This window comes from Lentibacter sp. XHP0401 (assembly GCF_025751535.1).
Classification (GTDB): domain Bacteria; phylum Pseudomonadota; class Alphaproteobacteria; order Rhodobacterales; family Rhodobacteraceae; genus Lentibacter.
In genome coordinates this window covers 163,489-186,275 of record NZ_JAOWLC010000001.1, presented here as the reverse complement: position 1 = coordinate 186,275, position 22,787 = coordinate 163,489, and the positions used below count along the sequence as shown (strand labels likewise).

Sequence of the window (22,787 nt, the reverse complement as noted above, 5' to 3'; positions counted from 1 at the left end):
TGTCAATTGTAACGCGCACAGGCGAGAGCGCGCAATCTTCCGGATGATCAAGAAGGCCATAAAAACCTTCAGGATTTTCAAGATAATCAATTTGCCAAGGTGCGGGATCCCCTATTGAAGCCCCAAGCACAGGCGCATACCGTCGCAACATAGCCAGAAGGACAGCACCATGACACAATCCAGCCCGGAAACGATTTACCTCAAGGATTACACGCCTTTCGGCTGGATCGTGGAAAACGTGCACCTGACTTTCCGCCTGCATCCGACAGAAACGCGTGTCATCAGCCGCATTACATTTGCCCCCAATCCTGATGCGCCTATGCAAAACTTCTTCTTGAATGGTGAAAACCTCAAACTCGTAAGCGCAATGATCAACGGGCAGCCCTGCGCACCGGACCTTTCGGCCGAGGGGCTTTCCGTCGAAGCTCCAGCGGGCCGCTTCGTGTTTGAGGCCGAAGTCGAGATAAGCCCCGAGACCAACACAGCACTTGAAGGGCTCTATATGTCAAACGGCATGTATTGCACCCAATGCGAGGCAGAGGGCTTTCGCAAGATCACCTTTTACCCCGACCGCCCGGATGTGATGAGCACCTTTACGGTGCGCGTTGAAGGGAGCGAGCCTGTGCTTCTCTCCAACGGCAACAAAAGCTCAAACGGCGACGGCTTTGCAGAATGGCATGACCCTTGGCCAAAGCCCGCTTACCTCTTTGCGCTGGTGGCGGGTGATCTTGTCAATCACCCCGACAGCTTCACGACCCGTTCGGGCAAGGATATCGAACTCAACATCTGGGTCCGTAAAGGCGACGAAGGCAAGTGTGCTTTCGGGATGCAGGCTCTGAAAGCCTCGATGCTCTGGGACGAGAAGGTCTATGGCCGCGAGTATGACCTCGACATCTTCAACATCGTTGCGGTTGATGATTTCAACATGGGCGCCATGGAAAACAAAGGCCTCAACATTTTCAACTCTTCCTGCGTTCTGGCATCCCCTGAAACCAGCACAGACGACAACTTCGAGCGCATTGAAGCAATCATTGCGCATGAATATTTCCACAACTGGACAGGCAACCGCATCACCTGCCGCGACTGGTTCCAGCTCTGCCTCAAAGAAGGCCTCACCGTTTACCGTGACAGCCAGTTTACCGCCGATATGCGCTCCGCCCCCGTCAAACGCATCCACGATGTGATTGACCTGCGCGGGCGCCAGTTCCGCGAAGATGGCGGCCCGCTGGCACACCCGGTGCGGCCTGACAGCTTTGTCGAAATCAACAACTTCTACACCGCCACCGTCTATGAAAAAGGGGCCGAGATCATCGGCATGCTCAAGCGTCTTGTGGGCGATCAGGATTACTACAAAGCGCTCGACCTCTACTTCACCCGCCACGATGGCGACGCTGCCACGATTGAAGACTGGCTTAAAGTTTTTGAAGACGTCACCGGGCGCAGCCTTAAACGTTTCAAGCGTTGGTATACGTCAGCAGGCACACCACGTCTTAAGGTAAAAGAGAAGTTCAAGAATGGACGCTATACCCTTACTTTCAAACAAGAAACACCACCAACGCCCGGCCAGAAGCAAAAGAAGCCGCGCGTCATTCCAATCGCCCTAGGATTGCTCGGCCCAAATGGCGACGAGGTGCAGCCAACAACCGTGCTGGAGGTGACCAAGCGCCAGCAAAAATTTTCATTTGATGGATTAACTTCAAAGCCTATCCCATCAATATTGCGTGATTTTTCGGCGCCTGTTATCCTCGAGCGAGAAACCAGCAACACTGAACGCGCCTTCCTTCTGGCGCATGACACCGACCCGTTCAATAAATGGGAAGCAGGTCAAGCTCTGCGCCGCGCAAGCCTGATAGCAAGCATCACTACCGGCTCAGCGCCCGACAGCGCATTTCTCGATGCCGCGGCCCGTGTGGCGCGCGATGACAGCCTTGAGCCAGCCTTCCGCGCGCTCGTTTTGCAATCCGTCGGGCAGGATGATCTCGCGCAGGAGTTGCACAGCATTGGAAATACCCCCGATCCTCAGGCGATCTATGACGCCAGCGAAACAATGGCCCAGAGCCTAGCCCATCATCTCGCCGATAGCCTCCCACGCCTCTATGCGGACAGCACTTTGAGTGGCCCCTATACACCTGATGCAGAGGGCGCAGGAAAACGCGCTTTCAATGCACGCATTCTATCCATGATCACGCGGATGGACGGTGGCACACGAGCACGCGCACAGTTTAGCGCGGCAGACAACATGACCCAACAACTTGCCGCACTCAACGCACTGCTTGCACAAGACACAGGCTCCCAAGAAACTCTCGCTTTTTTTGAGCAGTGGAAAGGCGATAGGCTTGTCATGGACAAGTGGTTTTCAACCCAAGTCGCATTTGCAGCACCAGAAAAAGCCGCACTGGTGGCCCAATCCCTAACCACCCACCCGCTTTTTGACATGAAAAACCCCAACCGCTTCCGCGCAGTCTTTGGGGCATTGGCAATGAACCACGCGGGCTTTCACCATGCATCCGGCAAAGGTTATGCGCTATTGGCAGACTGGCTTATCAAGCTTGATGCGATCAACCCGCAAACAACCGCCCGCATGTGTGCTGCTTACCAAACCTATGCGCGCTATGACGCGCCCCACAGCACACTTGCCAAAGCACAGCTGGAACGTATCCTTGCCACAAAAGGTCTCAGCCGCGATACTGAAGAAATGGTTACCCGTATTTTGAAAGATTAACGTTCATGCCCGTCATCCTCGCTGTTGTCGCTGCAATAACCGGCCTTCTCTTTTTCATTCTCAGGGCGCGCAACGCCTCTAACGCGGCTGTAGAATTGTTCGATGTAGCCAATGATGTGCGGCTCGCTGCCCGCCGTTTCGGTTTTCGAAGGCAAACCAATCTGCATCCCGCCGAAAGCATCGAGGAGCCCAACATCGCTATTTCCGGTATTGCCTCGGCTTTTCTCGAGCTGGATGATCTGCCCACATCGGACCAACGCGAAGCACTGGCTTGGGAGATGACAGAAACGCTCAAAGTCAGCAAGGCCGACGCAGATGAACTCTGCATTCTGGGCCGCTGGATGGTGTCGGAATGTGGCGGGGCCGATGCTGCCATCTCGCGGCTATGCCGCAAGCTTTACCGCCTTGACCCGCAAGGTCTCAGCCCGCTCCTTGCGCTTGTCAGTAACACGGTCGCAAAATCGTCTTCAGGCGGGCTCAACCTCAAGCAAACTGAAGCGCTCGATGATGTAAAGCGCGCTTTCCGTATCAAATGAACTTGCCGCTGAGGCACACGAGCTATGGGCGCTCACGCGCAGCACTTCTAACGCTTGCTGGCGTTTACGGCACGCTTGTCACTCTGGTCTTTTTGATTGACCTCAGCCCTTTTATCGCAGCCTTCTTTGCCCTTTTCACTTTGCCAGCGCTTTGGGAAGCTTGGTCAAATCCTGTCAGCACATTTGAACTGACAGAAAATCAGATGCGCTGGAGCACGCCCGCGATCAATGACGCCATCCCGCCGCTCCTCATTTTGCGCGCTAGGTTTGACACGCGGCTCGATCTTTCCGTCAAGGTCACACTTTTTCTCAAGGATAACCGTAAGCTGCGCCTGCCCCATGCCTGTACCCCGCCCCATGAAGCACTGGAAGATGCCTTTCAAAAGCTCGGAATAAAAACCGAGCGGCACCATTTCTCACTGATTGGCTAGATCGAAGTCTTAGCCTTTTTTTGCACCGGGCTATTATCAGGGCGCAGCTTTGGCCGAAGCGTCTTATGAGACACACAATAGGCTTGTTTACGGGTCCAAGCGGCCATTTCTGCACGCTTACTCGAGGAGTGCATCGGCCCCCAATCTTGAGTTACACCTTGATATTTACGCTTTTTGTTGGGGTAAAATCCGTGAATCACTTGGTCACGCGCAACGGTTTTACTCATGATGCGCGTCGCACAGCTCAGATTTAGGCCGCCATCCTTGAGGGCTTCACCCGTCTTGGCCTGACACTTATAAAGCCGTGCCGTTGACGGCAAAATTTGAAGCAGCCCGTACCAAAGCCCGCCTCCGCCAACAGCATCGGCGCGATAGGTGCTTTCATGCTTGGCCAAAGCCGACATAAACCCGACCCAAAACATTGCACGGCGAAACTCGTCATTCTCTGCATAAGCAGGGCACCACTCGCGGTAATCGGACGGCACCGTCCTGGTCAACGGTTTGCCGTGCGACAAAACTGCCTTCATGGCCACATGCGTCCACTTCTCATTGCCGGGGCGGTGCTCCCAACGAGTGTTGGGCAGCACAAATTCATAGGGCCGTCCTTTGGGCCTAATCCGCGACAACCGTGCCTCGGCGGCAGAGCTGTAAGACGCCTTGCGCGCCTTGGGGCGGATTTTGGCAAACTCTGCTCCCGGCGGGCTTACGTCTTCGTCCATAGCTTCAGGCTTCATCGCCACAAGTTCGCCAGTTGCCTCCTCAGACGAGGATTCTGTCATCGCCTGTGGCGCACGACCAAGTGAATCTTGGGTTAAAACCTCAAGCGCTTGCGCAGCAATCTGTGCAGCGGCGGCCTCGGCTGAAGCCGTCTCAGACGCCAGAACAGCTCCCTTACTTGTAACAAGCAAAAGAGCCGCAAACACGAGTTTATGGCGCAGCAGACTAAACATCCCGCAGCAGATAAGCCGATTAACTGTCCTTATGCAAACGTTTCGCGCCCAGAAGCCCCATTGTTTCGCGGTCGGCGACATTTCACCAAATCTGGCCCGTTTTTCCCAAGGTTCATCGCTTAATTGTCGTCTTTTAGCCCGAATGCTCAACCAAAAAGAGGGCCTGAATAAGGAACGAATCAAACATGGCTCTTCTGTCCAATCTTCCGGAACTTGCAGCACAGGCCCGCGACAATCTCGTTCGGATCCCTCGCGCGAAGCGTGCGGCCCAAGCCGCCTCCGAAGAAAGAAGTGCTCCGCGCCAACTGGCAAGCCGGATACAGGAGCAACTGCTCATCCCGACAGCTTCGGAGCCTCCAGAAGAAAGCACGCGCGTGCGAGTGCAGGACAAAGGACAGTTTCTCGCTCGCCAGGAACGTTGGGAAGAACTCAGCCGCCTGATACGCGCGGCGGACAATCGCAAAGCCGCAACCCATTGCGGCATGCCGCACGCCGATCTCCTGAGCCTCGGCGCGCGCACCGATGTGGTGCTAGCAACAGAACACGCCATAGCTGACGGTTTCACTCCTGGCTTGCAAGGGATTGAAGCGCTCGAAGACGTATTGGCCGAGTTTCCCGATGATTATGCCATTGCCGAGATTGTTGCCCAGTCCCACATGGATATTGGCTGGTCATGGCGCGGCTCCAACTGGTCTCACGAAATCCCCGAGCGCAATCTTGCCCTGTTTCACGCCCATTTTGAGCGTGCTTCAGACATTCTCGGCTGCTTCTCACGCACAGCCTTGGCCTCTCCCCTTCTGGCCGCGGCACAATGTGCTCTGGTTGTGGCCAAGCCGAAGCCCGCAATGCACATCGCCGATGCTTACGAGCGCCTGATTGATCTAAACCCTGTCAACACGGCTCCTATGCGCAGCCTTGGCAACTTCCTGCTGCCGCGTTGGTTTGGCACTTATGACGCGCTAGAACTTGAGGCCCGCCGTACCGCCGCGCGTTGCAGTTCTGTCTGGGGCAATGGCGGCTATACTTGGGTTTTTCTTGACGCTCTGCGCGTTGATCAGGGCGCATCCCGCGCGCTTGATGTTGATTTCTTCGTCGATGGCCTGCGTGATATCCTCTACTTGCAACCCGACCAACACATTGCCAACTTGCTTGCGGCCTATACTGGTATTACCATGTCACCGGCCCGCACGCCTGTTGAAGCTCCCGACGTTGTACGAGATGTGCGCCGCGAAATTCATTCAATGTTTGACCATATCCTGCGCGAAAACCTGCGCGAACTTCACCCGCTTCTCTGGGCTGAAGCCGACCTTGGTCCCGATCTGGGCACATATCTGCCACCACGCGGCGCGCTTTTACGCAAAGGACGCGATACAGCCCTCAACGCAATCGCCATCCATTTCAAAAGCGATATCATCAGTGGCAAAATCCTCGATTTCAGCAAAGACGGGCTGACGCTTTCTCCTCAAGGCTAGATACTGGCGGAACTCCCCCTTGCCCCGCCTCTTTGGCTGGCCTAAAACGCACCTCGACTTTGCACAAATGTATAAAGGATGAGGGCGATGCTCGATCTGGCCTATGAAACACCGCAGCCAAAAGTGATTGCCGGTGCAAAATATGACTGGGAGCTGGTGATCGGCATGGAAGTCCATGCGCAGGTCAGCTCCAAGGCCAAGCTCTTTTCCGGCGCTTCCACCAAGTTTGGTGCCGAGCCAAACTCCAACGTCGCCTTCGTTGACGCCGCTATGCCGGGAATGCTCCCTGTGATCAACGAATTCTGCGTCGAGCAAGCTGTGCGCACGGGTTTGGGCCTTAAGGCCGAAATTCACCTCAAATCCGCGTTTGACCGCAAGAACTATTTTTATCCCGACTTGCCGCAAGGCTACCAAATCAGCCAGCTCTACGAACCGATCGTGGGCGAAGGCGAAATTCTTGTGGATATGGCTCCCGGTGTCGCACGCCTCGTACGCGTCGAGCGTATTCACCTTGAGCAAGACGCTGGCAAATCCATCCACGACATGGACCCGAACATGTCGTTCGTCGATCTCAACCGCACAGGCGTTGCCCTCATGGAAATCGTCTCGCGCCCCGATATTCGCGGGCCTGAGGAGGCTGCGGCCTATGTGGTCAAGCTGCGCCAGATCCTGCGCTATCTTGGAACATGTGATGGCAACATGCAAAACGGCAACCTGCGTGCCGATGTGAATGTCTCGGTCTGTCGCGCAGGCCAGTATGAGAAATACATGGAAACGCAGGACTTCAGCCACCTCGGCACACGTTGCGAAATCAAGAACATGAACTCGATGCGCTTTATCCAGCAAGCCATCGACTATGAAGCGCGCCGTCAGATCAAAATTCTCGAAGAAGGCGGTGAAATTGTTCAGGAAACTCGCCTTTATGATCCGGACAAAGGCGAGACCCGCTCCATGCGCTCCAAAGAAGAAGCGCATGATTACCGCTATTTCCCTGATCCTGACCTGATGCCGCTCGAAATCGAGCAATCATGGGTCGATGATATCGCAGCCAGCTTGCCTGAACTGCCCGATGCCAAACGCGCACGCTTCATGTCTGACTACGGACTCACAGAATACGACGCCTCGGTTCTAACCGCCGAAGTGCAAAACGCGAGCTACTTTGAAGATGTCGCCACGGGCCGTGATGGCAAAATCGCCGCCAACTGGGTGATCAACGAACTCTTCGGTCGCCTCAAAAAAGACGGTGACAAAGACATCAGCGAAAGCCCCGTCTCCCCTGCCCAACTTGGCGGTATCATCGACCTCATCGCAGCCGACACGATTTCTGGCAAAATCGCCAAAGACCTTTTCGAGATTGTCTACACCGAAGGCGGGGACCCCGCCGAGATCGTCGAAGCACGTGGCATGAAACAGGTGACAGACACAGGCGCAATCGAAACCGCGCTTGACGAGATCATTGCTGCCAATCCCGCGCAAGTCGAGAAAGCCCGTGAAAACCCCAAGCTCGCTGGCTGGTTTGTCGGACAGGTCATGAAAGCCACCGGTGGCAAAGCCAATCCGAAAGCCGTGAATGATCTGGTCCAAGCCAAATTGGGTGGCTGAACGCATTATGACAAAGCCTTTTACCTCCGAGTTGATGACAGTGCGTCCCGAATGGATCGACTTCAACGGTCACCTCAATATGGCGTATTACAACGTGCTGATGGACAATGGTGTAGATGCGCTATGGCAAGAGATTGGCCTTGGCGGCGACTACCTCAAGCGCACTGGTTTCACGACCTATTCTGCCGAATACCACATGCATTATTTTCGCGAAGTTCATGAAGGTGAGCGCCTGTGCTCGACCTTTCAAATCCTCGACATGGACGAGAAGCGCATTCACTTCTGCCAGGAGCTCATTCACGAAGATGGCTGGCGCTCGGCAGGTGGCGAGGGGATTTGCCTGCATATTGATCAGTCAGGCCCCCGCGTAGCTCCGATGCCAGAAGATATTCTGGCATCGTTCCGGTCCATGCAGGCCGAACACGCCAAACTTTCGGTACCGGATTTCGTAGGCCGCCCGATGGGGATCCGCCGAAAAACCTGAGCCAGCAGACAAAACATAGAAACCGTCGCGGGCGCCTGTTAGGTTCGCTCAGGCAAAAAACAGTAAAGAGGGCAGAGCAGTGTTTGAATATAAGGTTATCCCAGCCCCCCGCAAAGGGACAAAAGCCAAGGGGCTTAAAACCCTGGAGAGTCGCTTTTCCTATGCGCTTGAAGAGCTTATGAACACAGAGGCCTATGAGGGCTGGGAGTTCTGCCGTGCCGAAACGCTCCCCAGTGAAGAACGCTCGGGCTTTCGCTCAACTAATGTAGTCTACCGCTCCGTCCTGGTCTTCCGCCGCCCGCTTCTGGCGAATGACACCGCGGATGAGGCAGCTGCATACGAACAGGCACCTGAGCCAGCGCCTGTGCGTTACGAAGCCCCTCTAGACGAAGATGCAGCAGAGGCTGAGCCTTTGGAACAAGACGATCATGAAAGCTCCAGCGCCAAAGCGTGAATCTCTTCGGTAATCGGCCCAAGCGCCGTATGGACTGCCCGGTGTCGCGCCACGCGGCTCATGCTGGCAAACTCGGCTGTCTTCAAACGTACCCGAAAATGGCTCTCTCCCGTTCCATCATCGCCAGCATGCCCTGCGTGCTGAGAAGACTCGTTGATCACCTCCAGTATTTCCGGCTGAAAAACACTTTCTAAAGCTTCGCGGATTTTTGCTTCCATCTTCATTTTTTGCACTCTTTCCTCTTTCCCCTGATTGCAAATACGGTAGACTGCCACGCCAGTCACGAAAAGAGAGTTCCTATGCCCAAGCACGATCCTTTCGGTTTTGACATGTCAGTGTCATCCGCCAAAAAGAAAAACCCGCGTGGCCGCCGTGGTATGTCCGGCGCCTCGGAAACCTCGACACGTGTATGCGAGCACCCGGGGTGTGAAGAAGCAGGCAAATACCGTGCCCCCCGCGCACCCGATGTGCTCGACGAATTTCTTTGGTTCTGTAAAGAACACATCCGCGAATATAATCTCAAATGGAACTTCTTTGACGGCACAACAGAAGCCGAAATGAACGCACAGCAATCTAAAGACAAAGTTTGGGAACGCGAGACAAAGCCGATCGGCGACCCCGAAGCCCGCGCTTGGGCACGTCTGGGCATCGAGGATCCTCATCAGGTCTTGGGCGCAAACGCGACAAAGAACCCCGGAAAAGGCGGCGGTGGCGGACGCCGCCTCCCCCCCACCGAGCGCCGTGCAGTCGAAATTCTCGAAGCGAAGGATCACTGGTCCAAAACCGAGATTCGCAAATCTTACAAAAAGCTCATCAAGGTCCTTCACCCCGATATGAACGGCGGGGACCGCTCGCAAGAAGAACAGTTGCAAGAGGTTGTCTGGGCTTGGGATCAGATCAAAGCAAGCCGCAGCTTCAAGTGAAGCGGCGGCGCAAGCTGTGCCCTGACCAATGCAGCCCAGCACAAATCAGCAACCACAAGATAAAAAAGGGCGTGAAAAAGTTAAACAACAGCCAGACTGTCACGAGGCCAATATCTCTAAACGGCAAGGCCAGCGCACCGGCAACGTAAGCGCCCATAATGGTAGCGCCGAAAAATGCGACAAATGACAAAAGGGCCCCGCGCCAGCCACTCCTGCCCATAAGCGGGCCAAGCAGAAATCCTGCCAATCCTGCGCTCAACAGGGCCACGGCGACAAATACAGGCGCATCAACATGTCGGGTGATCATGTGGCCAAAGCCAAGTACACTCCCGATGGCAACAAGGCCACCGCCGCCGCCCACACCAGCCGCCATTGCCCCCCGAAGTTTCCAGTTCTGTTCCTTCAGTTTCATCACACTGCTCATTTTCATTCTCCTTGGTTTATCCTCCTCCATAAACCTAAAACGCCCCGCAGGTTTTGCAGGGCGTTCGTGCAGATTTTATGTAACTTGGCTGCGCTTTAGGCTGCCTTGAACACAAGGCTCACCCCATTGAGACAATGCCGCTTGCCTGTCGGCTTCGGCCCGTCATTGAAGATGTGGCCAAAGTGGCTCCCGCAGCGCCGGCAGTGACACTCCGTTCGCGGGTAAATCATTTTATAATCAGTCTTTGTTTCAATCGCACCGGGGAGCGCTTGATAAAAACTAGGCCAGCCTGTGCCGCTATCGAATTTATGTTCCGAAGAATAAACAGCCAGATCGCAGCCGCGGCAGTGATATGTGCCCGCGTCATAAACTTTATCGAGCGGAGAAGAGCCTGCACGCTCTGTTCCTTCTTCTCGCATGACTTTGTATTGTGCAGGCGTCAGCATTGCGCGCCATTCAGCATCGCTCCGGCTCACTTCAAAACTCTTTGCCCAAGCGCCCCTCACAAACGGAAGGCTCGCTCCCGCACCCAGAGCTACTGCCATGAACATCCGTCTTTTCATCAGTCATTCCTTTCGTTTGCTTGGGTTTAACATACCTTAATTGCGGGCCGCCTGACAGGCGACGGCCCGCAACTTCACGTGATCGGGCCGTTACATTGCAGGCAAGATCACCGTGTCCACCACATGAATGACACCGTTGGATTGCGCAACATCCGCAATCGTCACGTTAATTGTACGGCCGCGCTCGTCTTCGAGCATGATTTTATCACCCGAATAAGTCGCGTTCAGCTTGCACCCGCCGACCGTCGGCACAACATGGGATCCGCCATCATCATCAATCATTCCTTTGATTGCGCTGGCCATAGCATCGGCGCCCACAACGTGACAGGTCAGAACCTTTGTCAGCATGTCTTTGTTTTCGGGCTTGAGCAGGTCTTCAACTGTGCCGGCTTTAAGCGCAGCGAAGGCTGCGTTGGTTGGCGCAAATACGGTGAATGGCCCCTCGCCTTGCAAAGTTTCGACAAGGCCTGCTGCTTTAACAGCTGCAACAAGGGTTGTATGATCTTCCGAGTTTACAGCATTTTCGACAATGTTGCGTGTCTCAAGCATCTCTGCCCCGCCAACCATAGGGTTCTCGGCCATAGCCGATGTTGCAATACCCAAAGCAAGGGCGCTCGTCATAACTGTCTTAAGCATATCATATCTCCGTTTTCTCTCTGGCCTGAGTGCCAAAGCTACGAAAGACACGCAGCGCGCTTCGCAAGAGTTTCAAATACTCCGAAAAAAGTTGAAGTTTTCTTCTAAGCCACTGACAAGAATAAGTAAAATATCAGACACCTGAAACTAGTCCAGTTGCCAGAACATCTCCTGTTGGCGCACCCGTCGGCGAGCCGCCGCTTGGTTCGTCCGAAACGGCAAGAACGGCTCCGGCCAACTTCGCACGGAATTCTTCAGGCACGGTCAGAATACTGCGGCTTGTCTGCGCCATTACCCCCAGAGAAACAGGCGGATTATCTCCCTCGATCAGCCAGAGTTCCAGCGAACGGCCTTCGCGGGCCTCTCCGGTTCTGCGCTCAAGCTGCAAATAGCCTTCTTCTTCAAAGTAACTCGCCACCAAAACAAACGACGCATCGTCCGCCGCAATCTCGGCCAGCATGTCAGCGCTGTCGTCAGGGCTAAAAAACAACACTCCGACGAAAAGAGCCGCTACAAGGGCCAGTCCGCCCAAAACGCGACGCATCCAGCCAAGCTTTGGCGCACTTGTCCGCCCCCCGAAGAGCCGCGCATCTAGCGCCTGTTTGACAGCCGCAGGCGGCGCTACCGGGTCAATCTCGTCAGTCAGCCCTGCCAGGTTTTCGTGCCAACCCGCCACAAGCGCCGCCAAAGCAGGCTCTTGTTTGAGGCGCACTGCGAAAGCTTGGGCCTCTTCAGGCTCCATCAAGCCAAGAGCATACTCCCCCGCAAGGACGCGCTCGTCATCATGATCTGGTGTGTCACTCATCTGGTCAGACACTCCCTCAGGCTTATCAGGCTGCGGCGCAGCCACGTTCTCATCGTGTTGAGCGGCACGTCAAAATGCGCGGCCAACTCGGCATATGTCTCGCCTTGCAAATACGCGCGGCGCACCGCTTCACCACGCTTTGCCTCAAGCTCGCCCATGCAAGCAACGAGCTGCTCGCGCCCTGATGCGTTAACGGCCAAAGCTTCGGGGCCCAGCCGCGGGTCAACGAGCGTGTCCTCAATAGCCCCTGTCATGTCTGCCTCCCTGCGCTGACGCTTCCGCAACCGGTCAATCGCCGCATTGCGGGCAATCGTGATCAGCCAGGTCATCGGGCTATAGCCTCCCGCCTGATAGCGCCCCGCATTGTGCCAGATCTTCACAAACACCTCCTGCAAAACATCTTCGGCCTCGCCACGGTCATTCAAGACACGCAGGATTACTCCGAAAAGTTTCGCCGAGGTTGCAGAATATAACGCGTCAAAGGCATCCCGACTGCCCAAAGGCAGCTGTGCAATCCAGTTTTCTAACGCGTCTCGTGTTGTCATCTTATGCCGCCTTATGGCCAGCCTAACGGATTCGCCAAGCCAGAACAGCAATCTTCTGGCTTTGACTTGCCCTCGCCCGCAAATTGATGCACCACACCTACAACATTTTTCGAGATATGAAGGAATCTGGCAATGGCCGACGGTATGATCGACATCAATGCGAAACCCACCGAGAAGGTCTCTGTCCGTGACGTGTTTGGCATCGACACGGATATGACAGTGCCGGCCTTTGCCGAGCGCACCGAGCGCGTGCCAGAAAATGACAACACCTATAAGTTTGATCCCGACACGACGATGGCAATCCTTGCTGGTTTTTCGCATAACCGACGCGTCATGATCCAAGGCTATCACGGCACAGGTAAATCGACTCACATTGAACAGGTCGCAAGCCGTCTCAACTGGCCTTGCGTGCGCGTAAACCTCGACAGTCACATCAGCCGGATCGACCTGATCGGCAAAGATGCAATCAAACTGAAAGACGGCAAACAGGTGACAGAGTTCCACGAAGGCATCCTGCCTTGGGCCCTGCGCAACCCGACCGCGATTGTGTTTGATGAATACGACGCAGGTCGCGCCGATGTAATGTTTGTCATCCAGCGCGTGCTGGAAGTTGACGGCAAGCTGACGCTTCTTGACCAAAACGAAGTGATCACACCCAACCCCTACTTCCGCCTCTTCGCAACAGCAAACACTGTCGGCCTCGGCGACACAACGGGCCTCTACCACGGTACACAACAGATCAACCAGGGCCAGATGGACCGCTGGTCGCTTGTCGCGACACTCAACTACCTGTCGATAGATGCCGAAACATCCATCGTTCTGGCCAAAAACCCGCATTACAACACCGACAAGGGCCGCAAGACTGTCAAACACATGGTTCAGGTCGCCGATCTCACGCGCACCGCCTTCATGAACGGCGATCTTTCCACCGTCATGTCCCCTCGCACGGTCATCGCATGGGCCCAAAACGCCGAAATCTTCCGCGACATCGGCTACGCTTTCCGTCTGACGTTCCTGAACAAATGCGACGAACTCGAACGCCAGACCGTGGCCGAGTTCTACCAGCGCCTTTTTGACGAAGAACTGCCCGAAAGCGCCGCAAGCTTGAGCTTGGGATAATCGTGCGAGATGTCAAAGCCCGCCGATAACCCCGCCGATCCGTTCAAAAAGGCACTTGCCGAGGCCACCAAGGTCATGGCAAACGATTCCGAACTGACGGTCAGCTATTCGGTCGATCCCTCAGGCATGTCGGGCGATAACATGCGCTTGCCGCAGGTTTCACGGCGCATGAGCCGCGAGGAAGTATTGCTGGCCCGCGGCACAGCCGACGCTCTGGCACTCAAACATAAGTATCACGACACAGCCACCCACGCCCGTTATGCGCCTGCAGGAGACTTGGCACGCGACATTTACGAAGCCATGGAAACTGCTCGCTGCGAAGCCATGGGCGCGCGCGACATGCCCGGAACGGCTGGTAACATTGATGCCAAAATAGCCGAAGACGCGCGCCGCGCAGGCTACGCCGAAATCACCGACCGCGCCGATGCATCTCTGGCCACAGCCGCAGGCTACCTCGTGCGTCACCTCGCGACGGGCCGTGACTTGCCCGCAGGGGCGCGCAATGTGATGGAGCTTTGGCAAGGTTTCATGGAAGAACAAGCCGGCGAAGCGCTCGAGGATGTATCCGAGCGGCTTGAAAGCCAGCAAGACTTCGCCCGCTTCGCCCGCCGTGTGATCTCCGATCTTGGCTACGCCGACCAACTCGGCGATGACCCTGACGCGCCCGACGAGGAAAGTGACGATAGCCAGGACGAGGCCGAACAAGACGAAGACCAGCCCGACAGCACAGGGCAGGACGAGTCTGATGATGACCAGTCCGAAGCCAGTGCCGAACAATCGCAGGAAGAGACCCAAGACGCCGCTGAAGCGCAGGTATCCATGGACGACATGGCCGATGAAGAGCTTGGCGACGAGGCAGAAATGCCTGATGGAGAGGCACCGCTTGAGCCGCCGCCCCCACAGCCTGTCTCCGATGCAGACCCGGATTACCTCATTTACGATGATACCCACGACGAAGAAATTCTCGCCGAAGAACTGGCCGAACCCGCCGAGCTCGAGCGCCTGCGCGCCTATCTCGACCAGCAGCTTGAGCCACTTAAAGGCGCGGTGAGCCGCCTTGCTAATAAGCTCCAGCGCCGTCTGCAAGCGCAACAGAACCGCTCGTGGTCGTTCGATCAGGAAGAAGGTATCCTCGACGCAGGCCGCCTCGCCCGCGTTGTGGCCAACCCGACAACTCCACTCAGCTTCAAGGTCGAGCAAGACACAGAATTCCGCGATACTGTTGTGACATTGCTCATCGATAATTCCGGCTCCATGCGCGGCCGCCCGATCTCGATCGCAGCCATCTGCGCCGATGTTCTGGCCCGCACGCTCGAACGTTGTTCAGTGAAGGTCGAAATTCTAGGCTTCACCACACGTGCCTGGAAAGGTGGACTTGCCCGCGAAAAATGGCTTGCCGACGGACGCCCGCAACAGCCCGGCCGTCTCAATGATCTGCGCCACATCATTTACAAAAGTGCCGACAGCCCGTGGCGCCGCACACGGCCAAACCTCGGCCTGATGATGAAAGAAGGGCTGCTCAAGGAAAACATCGACGGCGAAGCCCTAGAATGGGCGCACCGCCGCATGAACCGGCGCCCCGAAGCGCGCAAAATTCTTATGGTTATCTCCGATGGTGCCCCCGTGGATGACTCAACTCTGTCGGTTAACCCTGCAAATTATCTCGAAAAGCACCTGCGCGATGTGATCGCCATGGTCGAGAAAAAGCGCCAGGTCGAACTGCTGGCCATCGGCATCGGCCATGACGTAACGCGTTATTACAACCGCGCCGTAACCATCACAGATGTCGAGCAACTCGCAGGCGCCATGACAGAACAACTCGCCTCGCTCTTTGATAGCGACCCGCGCGCCCGTGCCCGCTTCTTGGGTATCAAACGGGCTATGTAATCAAGACTCCAAATCTGCCCTTTCTTTTTGCCCAAAATATCCTGGGGGCTTGGGGGGCAGAGCCCCCAACGGGTCGAACTTTGCAAAGCAGAATTTGATCGTCATTGCTCTTTCCACACCGCGTTTTCTCTCTTAACCTGACAGATAAGTTGAGGGAGATAACATGTTCCAAAGTTTCGAAAATCGCGCAGATCCGAGCCAAGGCCGCCCCCGCTTGTCGGCCCTGCGCAGCATCATGGAAAAAGAGGGGTTAAACGGCTTTCTCGTTCCCCGTGCCGATGCCCACCAGGGCGAGTATTGTGCCCCGCATGACGAACGGCTCTCTTGGCTCACCGGGTTCACAGGCTCTGCCGGATTCTGCGCTGTTCTCAATGAAAAAGCCGGCGTATTCATCGACGGTCGCTATCGCACGCAAGTAAAGGAACAAGTTGATCTGGCCGTTTTCACACCCGTTCCATGGCCCGAGGTAAAGCTTAAAGACTGGCTCGCAGAGGCTCTGCCAAAAGGCGGCGTGATAGGCTATGACGCATGGCTTCACACCGCGAGCGAGATTGAAGACCTCGAAGAGGCGCTCGCCTCCAGAGGTTTCACGTTTCATCCCACAACCAATCTGGTTGACAAAATCTGGCCTGATCAACCTGCCCCGCCCCAAGGCCCCATCACGCCTTATCCAGAGGCTCTGGCAGGCGAAAGCCACGTCTCAAAACGCGCGCGAATAGCCAAAACCTTGCAGGCAGCCAACCAATCCGCCACTGTCTTAACCCTGCCCGATTCTATTGCCTGGCTGCTCAATATTCGTGGTTCGGATATCCCCCGTAACCCTGTCCCCCACAGTTTCGCCATTCTCTTCGCCACGGGCCAGCTAACGCTCTTTGTCGCACCCGAAAAGACAAGCGATGAACTCCGAGCACATCTCGGTCCAGACATCACTCTGCGCCCGCCCTCAGCCTTTCTACCCGCGCTGCACTCTCTGCAAGGCACGGTGCGCATTGATGCCAAGACCGCTCCTGTCAAATTGTCTCTGGAATTGGCTGAAAGCCACGCCACCCCGGCTTGGGGGGATGACCCTTGCATCTTGCCCAAGGCACGCAAAACAAAAGCCGAAATTGCGGGGACACAAGAGGCACACCTACGCGACGCTGCGGCTATGGTCGAGTTCCTCGCATGGTTTGATGCCCAACCTGCAGGGACACTCACTGAAATCGACGTGGTGACCAAGCTAGAAGAAACTCGCCGTAACAGCGGTGCACTTCTCGACATCAGCTTTGAAACTATCGCAGGCACAGGCCCTCACGGCGCAATCATGCACTACCGCGTGACCCGTGAAACAGACGCACCGCTCAAAGACGGCCAGATCATTGTGCTCGATTCAGGGGGGCAGTATCTTGACGGGACAACCGATATCACCCGCACTTTGCCTGTGGGTCAGGTTGGGGAAGAAGAAACAACCGCTTTCACCCGGGTGCTGCAAGGTATGATCGGTATCTCCCGCCTCCGCTTCCCTCAGGGCCTCGCTGGCCGCGATCTTGATGCCATCGCGCGCTATCCGCTTTGGCTTGCTGGGTTGGATTTCAACCATGGCACAGGCCATGGCGTCGGGGTTTATCTCTGCGTTCACGAAGGGCCGCAGCGGCTCTCACGTGTCTCTGAGGTGCCACTTGAGGCTGGCATGATCCTCTCAAACGAACCTGGATACTACCGTGAAGGCGCTTTCGGTATTCGCCTTGAAAACCTGATCGTCGTTCAAGAGGCCGCCGAGCTTTCAGGCGCAGATGACAGGCCCATGTTTGACTTCCTCACGCTCACATTCGTGCCGCTTGATTTACGCCTGATCCGAGCGGACATGCTCAGCACAGGTGAGCGCGCATGGCTCAACGCCTATCACGCAGCCTGCTATGAGAAAGTTGCGCCAAGACTTTCACATGACGCGCAGATGTGGTTAAGTCGCGCAACTCAAGCAATTTGACATGATGTTGTAACAGTTTGCCGCCATTTGTGGTGCGCAACCGCATTCGAAGGATATACCCATGCCGCCCAAAATAACGATCACACCTGCCACAGGCACATGGGTTGTCCGCGCCGGTGGTGCTGTTCTGGGCGAAAGCAAAAACGCGCTGGAGCTGAGTGAAGGCGATTACCCCGCTGTAATCTACTTCCCCCGCAGTGATATCGCGACAGCCTTTCTCGATCCAAGCGAGCGCACAAGCAATTGCCCTCACAAAGGCGATGCAAGCTATTATTCTATTGTGACCAAATCCAAAACGATCGAAAATGCTGTTTGGAGTTATGAAGCTCCACTTGCCACAGTGGACAAAATCAAAGGCTACCTCGCATTTTACCCATCCTCTGACGTTGCTGTCGAGCGTGTCTGAAGCGCGTCAGCTATGCTCCTCGGCTGCCGTTGCTGCCAGAGCGCGGTTATAGGCTTTAAGCGCATCCACTTGCATAAGTGCGCCCCAAAGTTCGGGCGGCGCGTCTTCTCCCGACAGGCTGACTACAGGTAAAAAGCGTGCCCCCGTGCGTTCAAACAGCGGCATCGCAGTTTCCAATGTGGCGTTGCCATCTACATAGACACCCTGTTCAACAAGCTCCCACAGGTCATCCTCTGCAGGGCAGTTTTCGGCGTCTTTCTCGCGCATCAGCTTGGCCACACGGAACATTGCCAGCAAATACGCCTGCGGCCCTGCGGCCAGATGCACATTGCGTCTTTCAAGCTGTGTGAGAAAGAACGAGCGATCCACCAACCGCGAGCCAAGCGCCGTTGACATGCTCACCGCCACCATTACGGCAATCGCGGTTTGCCAGTCTCCTGTCATCTCAAACACAATCAGGGTTGTCGAAATCGGCGCGCCCAAAACGGCCGCGGCCACTGCCCCCATACCCGCCAGTGCATAGAGGGAGCTCGCCCCGGACACTTCGGGGAAAATGCTGGTGGCAATCCAGCCAAACGCCAACCCTGTCAACGCCCCGATCATCAGAGAGGGCGAGAAAATGCCCCCCCCCATGCGCCCCGCCATCGTGATGACCACGGCCACAACCTTGAGCACAGCAAATAAAACCGCCTCCCACATGAGCAGCTGTCCAGTGAGCGCAGCCGAAGTTGTCTCGTAGCCAACGCCGATGATATGCGGAAACCCAAGCGCCAATCCGCCCAGCATCGCACCGGCAATCGCAGGGCGCAGCCAGCGCGGAATGCGGTATTTTCCCTGTATATGGCTGGCAATATCCTCGCCCAGAAAGACCGCGCGCATAAACACTGCCGCCACAAGGCCGCACAACAATCCGAGAATTAGGAAAGCAGGAAGTTCGACATAAAACGCCAGCGCCGAACTAACAGGCAAAGTAAATTCTGTCACATCACCAAAAGCCAGCCGATTGATCACAGTGCCTGCGACAGAAGCAATAACAATTGGTGCAAAAGCATGCACCGCAAAGTGCCGTAGCACCACCTCAAGCGCAAACAACGCTCCTGCAATCGGCGCGTTGAAGGAGGCCGAAACAGCCGCCGCAACGGCGCAGCCCAACAAATCGCGCCCGGTGATGCCATCTGCTCGCAACTTGTCCGACACCCAAGTCGAAATCACCGCCGCCATATGCACCACAGGGCCCTCCCGCCCCGCAGAGCCACCCGTGCCTAGCGTGATAAGAGAGGCGAATGCCGAGGCAATGCCCTCGCGTCGCTCAACCCGTCCGTCCATCAGGGCCGCCCCCTCGATCACATCGGCAACCGTGCGCACCCGCCCGTCTGGTGTAAAACGGTGCAATATCTGCCCGACAATCAATCCGCCGATCACAGGAATAAGAAACACCCAATACCAGCTGATCTCGCGGGTCAGACCATAAAGATGGCCAACATGCGCTGTGCCATAAGCCCAGGCCTGTAAACCTTCGATGCCCTTGCGGAAAAGCAGGGAGGCAAAACCCGCCGCGACCCCGATCGCAAGAGCAATAAACCAAAACTGGATCTGGCTCGGCCCCTTTTCCTGCAACACACGAAGCGCGCGGGCAAGTTCATCACCCATCTCGCGTAGCTTTTGTTTGGAAAATTCCGTGGCCATCTTACGCCTTCACTCATTTATGGAGCATTTTAGTAAAATATTAACTTACTCCGCTTTCCCAAGCGTCTCCAAAGCCCTAACCTGTGACAGATGTGCAGCCAAGGGGCCAATATGAGTATCACACACGCCATTCACAGGTTAACTTCATTACTAGGCGAAGGTCTCAGTCTCTCCAAGCCCGTTCTTGAAACTCATGGCCTGTCCGAGACATATTTCCCTCCAACACCGCCAGATGCTGTCGCCTTTCCGCGCAGCACAGATGAGGTGGCGCAAATCGTGACCATTTGCGCAGACGAAGGCTGCCCCGTTATCGGGTTTGGCGCGGGCACCTCCCTTGAGGGCCAGACCCAGCCAACCCGAGGGGGCATCAGCGTTGATTTCTCCCATATGAAAGCCATCCGACGCCTCGCACAGGAAGATATGGTCGCCGTCGTCGAAGCAGGTATCACCCGTGAAGAACTCAACAAAGAACTGCGCGCCACAGGGCTTTTCTTTCCTGTTGATCCTGGGGCCAACGCCTCGCTCGGTGGCATGGCTTCAACCCGGGCATCCGGGACAACCGCAGTGCGCTATGGAACCATGCGTGACAATGTCATTGGCCTTGAGGTTGTTCTCGCCGATGGTCGCGTCATCCACACAGGTACAGAGGCACGCAAATCTGCGGCGGGCTATGACCTCACGGGGCTCTTTGTCGGCGCTGAAGGCACGCTCGGTCTTATCACCGCGCTCACCCTGCGCTTGCGTGGCCAGCCCGAGGCCATCACAGCCGCGATCTGTGCCTTTCCCAGCGTCGCCAACGCGGTCGCCTGCGTCACCGACACAATCCAGATGGACCTGTCCATGGCGCGTATCGAAATCGTCGATACCGCTACAGTTGCCGCATTCAACTCGGTTGCAGGCGCCTCAATGCCCGAGACGCCACACCTGATGCTGGAATTTCACGGCACAGAATCAAGCGTTCAGGAAATGGCCGAAACCTTCGGCGATATCGCCACAGATCATGGCGGCATGGGTTTTGAGTGGGCCGCGCGCCCCGAAGATCGCGCAGCGCTCTGGCACATGCGCCATCATGCCTTTTGGTCCGTCCTTCAATCCCGCCCTGGCTGCCGTTCACTTGTAACTGACGTTTGCGTGCCAATCTCGCGCCTCGCCGAAGCCGTGTCTGCGGCACAAGCCGATATCTCTGCTTCGGTCCTTTATGGTCCCATCCTCGGCCATGTCGGCGATGGAAACTTTCACGCGATCCTGATGTTTGACCCAAACAAACCCGCCGAGCTCGAGGCCGCAAAAGCGGCCTCGGAACGCATGGTCTCTCGCGCTTTGGATATGGGAGGAACAGCCACAGGAGAGCACGGAATTGGCATCGGCAAACTCAACTACATGGAACGTGAACACGGGGACGCATGGAATATCATGGGCGATATAAAACGTGCGCTTGATCCGCAGAACATAATGAATCCAGACAAGCTCGTTCCGCCGATAAACTGATCACAGCAGGGCTTTAGCTGCCGCGCGCGCCTCGGCAGTGATAATATCACCCGAGATCATCCGCGCGACTTCATCCACCCGTTCGGCTTCGCCCAGCGGCTTCACCGTTGACAGTGTCTGACCGTTTTTCACGTTCTTTTCCACGCGCCAATGGTGCTGGCCAAGGGCAGCCACCTGCGGTGAATGTGTCACCACAAGCACCTGCCCGCCTTCACCCAAGGCACGTAAACGACGACCCACCGCATCAGCAGTCGCCCCGCCCACGCCACGGTCAATTTCGTCAAAAATCATCGTCACATCACTCGCGCTGCCTGTCAGGCACACCTTGAGCGCCAGCAAAAAGCGGCTGAGTTCTCCGCCCGAAGCGATCTTGGCCAAAGGTCCCGATGGAGCCCCCGGGTTGGTGGCCACAACAAAGCTCACCACGTCAGAGCCCTCTGGTCCGGCCTCACCATCGCTCACCTCGGTTGTAAAAACCGCACGCTCCATCTTCAGAGGGGCAAGCTCGGCCATAACAGCCTTATCAAGCTTGGCTGCAGCTTTCTTACGCGCCTCACTCAAGGCCTCGGCCGCTGCACTGTAAGCCGCTTCAGCCTTGGCACTCGCCGCCTCCAAGGCCCCCAGCTGCGCATCACTCGCATCAATCGCCTCAAGCTTGGCGCGCAATTCCTCGGCATGCTCCGCCAAGTCATCAGGCTGCACATCATACTTACGTGCAAGCCCACGAATGGCAAACAACCGCTCTTCACAAGCTTCGAGTTCGGCTGGGCTAAATTCCATTGCCCGCAGCGTGCTTTCAACACCATCTGCCGCCAACGCAAGTTCGTGGAGCCCACGTTCAAGTGCTTCAACGGATTCGCCGAGCATCTCGCCGACCTCACCGCCAACCCCCTCAAGCCAACGCAGCGCTTGGGCGGCGCTATCCTCGGCGCCCTTCTCGTCACGTAAACCGCTCAATGCCCGGTCAATATCGCTGCGCACCTTTTCAGCCGCTTGCATCTGGCGGCGTGCACGGTCCAGAGCCTCGTCTTCACCCGCTTCTGGCGCAAGTTTGTCTAGCTCGTCGACAGCGTGCCGCAGATACTCTTCTTCAGCGCGCAAATCCTCAATCGCCTTCTGGGCAACTTTCAGCTCTTTTCTCGCAGCGGCCTTATCCCGCCAAAGCTCGCGCAGGCTGGCAAGCTTCGGAGCAAGCCCCGCAAAATCATCGAGCAATGCCCTGTGGCCACGCGGGTTAAGCAAGCCCCGGTCATCGTTCTGCCCGTGCAATTCAACCAAATGCTCTGAAAGAGCGCGCAGCACATCCCCAGAGCACCGCCTGTCATTTACCCAAGCGGTCTTGCGCCCGTCTGCTGTATTGATGCGCCGTAAAATAAGCTCACCGGAAGACGGAATTCCCGCCTCTTCGAGCACAGCAAAGGCCGTATGCCCCTCAGGCAAATCAAACACAGCCGTCACTTCGCCCTGCTCTGCGCCACTGCGCACCAGCTCGGCACGTCCGCGCCATCCCAGCACAAATCCCAAAGAATCAAGCAAAATAGACTTGCCCGCGCCTGTCTCGCCTGTAAGCACATTGAGTCCTGCCTCAAAGCCAAGCTCAAGATGGTCGATCAGCAGAATGTCCCGAATGTCTAGCGCACGCAGCATTGCACAGCTTTCTGGTCAGTGACGGCCCAAAGCGGGCTCCG

At 56.2% G+C, this 22,787-nt stretch carries 22 protein-coding genes; 13 read left to right on the top strand and 9 right to left on the bottom strand.

The annotated features are described in order from the left end of the window. The first annotated feature begins 169 nt into the window (after positions 1–169). Genes pepN through OE750_RS00970 form a run of 3 tightly spaced genes read left to right on the top strand, consistent with a single transcriptional unit; the run spans position 170 to position 3,689 of the window. Positions 170–2,722: an aminopeptidase N gene (pepN, locus tag OE750_RS00980; RefSeq protein WP_263760441.1), complete on the top strand. Its 2,553-nt coding sequence runs from the start codon at positions 170–172 to the stop codon at positions 2,720–2,722. A 5-nt stretch (positions 2,723–2,727) separates the two neighbouring features. Beyond that, a complete protein-coding gene (locus OE750_RS00975) occupies positions 2,728–3,258 on the top strand; it encodes a hypothetical protein (protein WP_263760439.1) in 531 nt (176 codons plus the stop codon). Further along, positions 3,255–3,689: a hypothetical protein gene (locus OE750_RS00970; protein ID WP_263760437.1), complete on the top strand. Its 435-nt coding sequence runs from the start codon at positions 3,255–3,257 to the stop codon at positions 3,687–3,689. Before OE750_RS00975 ends, OE750_RS00970 begins: the two co-directional genes overlap by 4 nt. On the opposite strand, the gene OE750_RS00965 is transcribed toward OE750_RS00970, so the two are convergent. Beyond that, the gene (locus OE750_RS00965) at positions 3,686–4,639 is read right to left on the bottom strand and encodes a transglycosylase SLT domain-containing protein (RefSeq protein ID WP_263760436.1); all 954 of its coding nucleotides are present in this window, start codon (positions 4,637–4,639) and stop codon (positions 3,686–3,688) included. The two genes, OE750_RS00970 and OE750_RS00965, sit on opposite strands and share 4 nt — an antisense overlap. Before the next feature lie 185 nt (positions 4,640–4,824). Here OE750_RS00965 and OE750_RS00960 point away from each other — a divergent pair, with 185 nt between their 5' ends. The 4 genes from OE750_RS00960 to OE750_RS00945 all read left to right on the top strand — a co-directional run bounded on the left by OE750_RS00960 (position 4,825) and on the right by OE750_RS00945 (position 8,651). Beyond that, positions 4,825–6,111: a hypothetical protein gene (locus OE750_RS00960; RefSeq protein WP_263760434.1), complete on the top strand. Its 1,287-nt coding sequence runs from the start codon at positions 4,825–4,827 to the stop codon at positions 6,109–6,111. A gap of 87 nt (positions 6,112–6,198) precedes the next feature. Then, positions 6,199–7,713 carry an Asp-tRNA(Asn)/Glu-tRNA(Gln) amidotransferase subunit GatB gene (gene gatB, locus OE750_RS00955; protein ID WP_263760432.1) on the top strand — a complete coding sequence of 505 codons (1,515 nt, stop codon included), beginning with the start codon at positions 6,199–6,201 and terminating at the stop codon, positions 7,711–7,713. Next, the gene (locus OE750_RS00950) at positions 7,682–8,197 is read left to right on the top strand and encodes a thioesterase family protein (RefSeq protein ID WP_263760430.1); all 516 of its coding nucleotides are present in this window, start codon (positions 7,682–7,684) and stop codon (positions 8,195–8,197) included. Before gatB ends, OE750_RS00950 begins: the two co-directional genes overlap by 32 nt. Positions 8,198–8,276: 79 nt before the next feature. Beyond that, positions 8,277–8,651 (top strand): DUF4177 domain-containing protein, encoded by a 375-nt coding sequence (locus tag OE750_RS00945; RefSeq protein WP_263760428.1) that lies wholly within the window; start codon positions 8,277–8,279, stop codon positions 8,649–8,651. Here the strand turns inward: OE750_RS00945 and OE750_RS00940 are convergent. After that, positions 8,624–8,875, bottom strand: a complete 252-nt coding sequence (locus tag OE750_RS00940; protein WP_263760426.1) for a BolA family protein — start codon at positions 8,873–8,875, stop codon at positions 8,624–8,626. The genes OE750_RS00945 and OE750_RS00940 overlap by 28 nt on opposite strands. Before the next feature lie 75 nt (positions 8,876–8,950). Between OE750_RS00940 and OE750_RS00935 the strand changes: the two genes are divergently transcribed. Further along, on the top strand, positions 8,951–9,574 hold the full coding sequence (locus OE750_RS00935; RefSeq protein ID WP_263760424.1) for a J domain-containing protein: 624 nt from the start codon (positions 8,951–8,953) through the stop codon (positions 9,572–9,574). Here the strand turns inward: OE750_RS00935 and OE750_RS00930 are convergent. The 5 genes from OE750_RS00930 to OE750_RS00910 all read right to left on the bottom strand — a co-directional run bounded on the left by OE750_RS00930 (position 9,567) and on the right by OE750_RS00910 (position 12,547). Further along, positions 9,567–9,998 carry a hypothetical protein gene (locus tag OE750_RS00930; protein ID WP_263760422.1) on the bottom strand — a complete coding sequence of 144 codons (432 nt, stop codon included), beginning with the start codon at positions 9,996–9,998 and terminating at the stop codon, positions 9,567–9,569. The two genes, OE750_RS00935 and OE750_RS00930, sit on opposite strands and share 8 nt — an antisense overlap. Before the next feature lie 95 nt (positions 9,999–10,093). Continuing rightward, the gene (msrB, locus tag OE750_RS00925; RefSeq protein ID WP_263760420.1) at positions 10,094–10,561 is read right to left on the bottom strand and encodes a peptide-methionine (R)-S-oxide reductase MsrB; all 468 of its coding nucleotides are present in this window, start codon (positions 10,559–10,561) and stop codon (positions 10,094–10,096) included. A 90-nt stretch (positions 10,562–10,651) separates the two neighbouring features. Further along, positions 10,652–11,197, bottom strand: a complete 546-nt coding sequence (locus OE750_RS00920; protein WP_263760417.1) for a fasciclin domain-containing protein — start codon at positions 11,195–11,197, stop codon at positions 10,652–10,654. 133 nt (positions 11,198–11,330) lie between these two features. Further along, the gene (locus OE750_RS00915) at positions 11,331–12,002 is read right to left on the bottom strand and encodes an anti-sigma factor domain-containing protein (RefSeq protein WP_263760415.1); all 672 of its coding nucleotides are present in this window, start codon (positions 12,000–12,002) and stop codon (positions 11,331–11,333) included. Next, positions 11,999–12,547 (bottom strand): sigma-70 family RNA polymerase sigma factor, encoded by a 549-nt coding sequence (locus OE750_RS00910; protein WP_263760413.1) that lies wholly within the window; start codon positions 12,545–12,547, stop codon positions 11,999–12,001. Before OE750_RS00910 ends, OE750_RS00915 begins: the two co-directional genes overlap by 4 nt. A gap of 132 nt (positions 12,548–12,679) precedes the next feature. Between OE750_RS00910 and cobS the strand changes: the two genes are divergently transcribed. From cobS to OE750_RS00890, 4 genes are all read left to right on the top strand, one after another. Beyond that, on the top strand, positions 12,680–13,666 hold the full coding sequence (gene cobS / locus OE750_RS00905) for a cobaltochelatase subunit CobS (RefSeq protein WP_263760411.1): 987 nt from the start codon (positions 12,680–12,682) through the stop codon (positions 13,664–13,666). A 9-nt stretch (positions 13,667–13,675) separates the two neighbouring features. Further along, on the top strand, positions 13,676–15,553 hold the full coding sequence (gene cobT, locus OE750_RS00900) for a cobaltochelatase subunit CobT (protein WP_263760409.1): 1,878 nt from the start codon (positions 13,676–13,678) through the stop codon (positions 15,551–15,553). A 163-nt stretch (positions 15,554–15,716) separates the two neighbouring features. Then, positions 15,717–17,519: an aminopeptidase P family protein gene (locus tag OE750_RS00895; RefSeq protein ID WP_263760407.1), complete on the top strand. Its 1,803-nt coding sequence runs from the start codon at positions 15,717–15,719 to the stop codon at positions 17,517–17,519. Between the two features lie 61 nt (positions 17,520–17,580). Beyond that, positions 17,581–17,925 (top strand): DUF427 domain-containing protein, encoded by a 345-nt coding sequence (locus OE750_RS00890; RefSeq protein ID WP_263760405.1) that lies wholly within the window; start codon positions 17,581–17,583, stop codon positions 17,923–17,925. Positions 17,926–17,931: 6 nt separating this feature from the next. Here OE750_RS00890 and OE750_RS00885 read toward each other — a convergent pair whose 3' ends face one another. After that, positions 17,932–19,611 carry a chloride channel protein gene (locus OE750_RS00885; RefSeq protein WP_412176184.1) on the bottom strand — a complete coding sequence of 560 codons (1,680 nt, stop codon included), beginning with the start codon at positions 19,609–19,611 and terminating at the stop codon, positions 17,932–17,934. A gap of 111 nt (positions 19,612–19,722) precedes the next feature. Between OE750_RS00885 and OE750_RS00880 the strand changes: the two genes are divergently transcribed. Further along, positions 19,723–21,099: an FAD-binding oxidoreductase gene (locus tag OE750_RS00880; RefSeq protein WP_263760403.1), complete on the top strand. Its 1,377-nt coding sequence runs from the start codon at positions 19,723–19,725 to the stop codon at positions 21,097–21,099. Here the strand turns inward: OE750_RS00880 and recN are convergent, their stop codons facing one another. Then, on the bottom strand, positions 21,100–22,746 hold the full coding sequence (gene recN / locus OE750_RS00875) for a DNA repair protein RecN (RefSeq protein WP_263760401.1): 1,647 nt from the start codon (positions 22,744–22,746) through the stop codon (positions 21,100–21,102). It abuts the gene before it with no gap. Positions 22,747–22,787: the final 41 nt, after the last annotated feature.

What these genes read in the sequence shown, in the direction of transcription:
- pepN (WP_263760441.1), top strand. Translation starts at nt 170, where the DNA reads ATGACACAATCCAGCCCGGAAACGATTTACCTCAAGGATTACACGCCT.
- OE750_RS00975 (WP_263760439.1), top strand. Translation starts at nt 2,728, where the DNA reads ATGCCCGTCATCCTCGCTGTTGTCGCTGCAATAACCGGCCTTCTCTTT.
- OE750_RS00970 (WP_263760437.1), top strand. Translation starts at nt 3,255, where the DNA reads ATGAACTTGCCGCTGAGGCACACGAGCTATGGGCGCTCACGCGCAGCA.
- OE750_RS00965 (WP_263760436.1), bottom strand. Translation starts at nt 4,639, where the DNA reads ATGTTTAGTCTGCTGCGCCATAAACTCGTGTTTGCGGCTCTTTTGCTT.
- OE750_RS00960 (WP_263760434.1), top strand. Translation starts at nt 4,825, where the DNA reads ATGGCTCTTCTGTCCAATCTTCCGGAACTTGCAGCACAGGCCCGCGAC.
- gatB (WP_263760432.1), top strand. Translation starts at nt 6,199, where the DNA reads ATGCTCGATCTGGCCTATGAAACACCGCAGCCAAAAGTGATTGCCGGT.
- OE750_RS00950 (WP_263760430.1), top strand. Translation starts at nt 7,682, where the DNA reads ATGATCTGGTCCAAGCCAAATTGGGTGGCTGAACGCATTATGACAAAG.
- OE750_RS00940 (WP_263760426.1), bottom strand. Translation starts at nt 8,875, where the DNA reads ATGAAGATGGAAGCAAAAATCCGCGAAGCTTTAGAAAGTGTTTTTCAG.
- OE750_RS00935 (WP_263760424.1), top strand. Translation starts at nt 8,951, where the DNA reads ATGCCCAAGCACGATCCTTTCGGTTTTGACATGTCAGTGTCATCCGCC.
- OE750_RS00930 (WP_263760422.1), bottom strand. Translation starts at nt 9,998, where the DNA reads ATGAGCAGTGTGATGAAACTGAAGGAACAGAACTGGAAACTTCGGGGG.
- msrB (WP_263760420.1), bottom strand. Translation starts at nt 10,561, where the DNA reads ATGAAAAGACGGATGTTCATGGCAGTAGCTCTGGGTGCGGGAGCGAGC.
- OE750_RS00920 (WP_263760417.1), bottom strand. Translation starts at nt 11,197, where the DNA reads ATGCTTAAGACAGTTATGACGAGCGCCCTTGCTTTGGGTATTGCAACA.
- OE750_RS00915 (WP_263760415.1), bottom strand. Translation starts at nt 12,002, where the DNA reads ATGAGTGACACACCAGATCATGATGACGAGCGCGTCCTTGCGGGGGAG.
- OE750_RS00910 (WP_263760413.1), bottom strand. Translation starts at nt 12,547, where the DNA reads ATGACAACACGAGACGCGTTAGAAAACTGGATTGCACAGCTGCCTTTG.
- cobS (WP_263760411.1), top strand. Translation starts at nt 12,680, where the DNA reads ATGGCCGACGGTATGATCGACATCAATGCGAAACCCACCGAGAAGGTC.
- cobT (WP_263760409.1), top strand. Translation starts at nt 13,676, where the DNA reads ATGTCAAAGCCCGCCGATAACCCCGCCGATCCGTTCAAAAAGGCACTT.
- OE750_RS00895 (WP_263760407.1), top strand. Translation starts at nt 15,717, where the DNA reads ATGTTCCAAAGTTTCGAAAATCGCGCAGATCCGAGCCAAGGCCGCCCC.
- OE750_RS00890 (WP_263760405.1), top strand. Translation starts at nt 17,581, where the DNA reads ATGCCGCCCAAAATAACGATCACACCTGCCACAGGCACATGGGTTGTC.
- OE750_RS00885 (WP_412176184.1), bottom strand. Translation starts at nt 19,611, where the DNA reads ATGGCCACGGAATTTTCCAAACAAAAGCTACGCGAGATGGGTGATGAA.
- OE750_RS00880 (WP_263760403.1), top strand. Translation starts at nt 19,723, where the DNA reads ATGAGTATCACACACGCCATTCACAGGTTAACTTCATTACTAGGCGAA.
- recN (WP_263760401.1), bottom strand. Translation starts at nt 22,746, where the DNA reads ATGCTGCGTGCGCTAGACATTCGGGACATTCTGCTGATCGACCATCTT.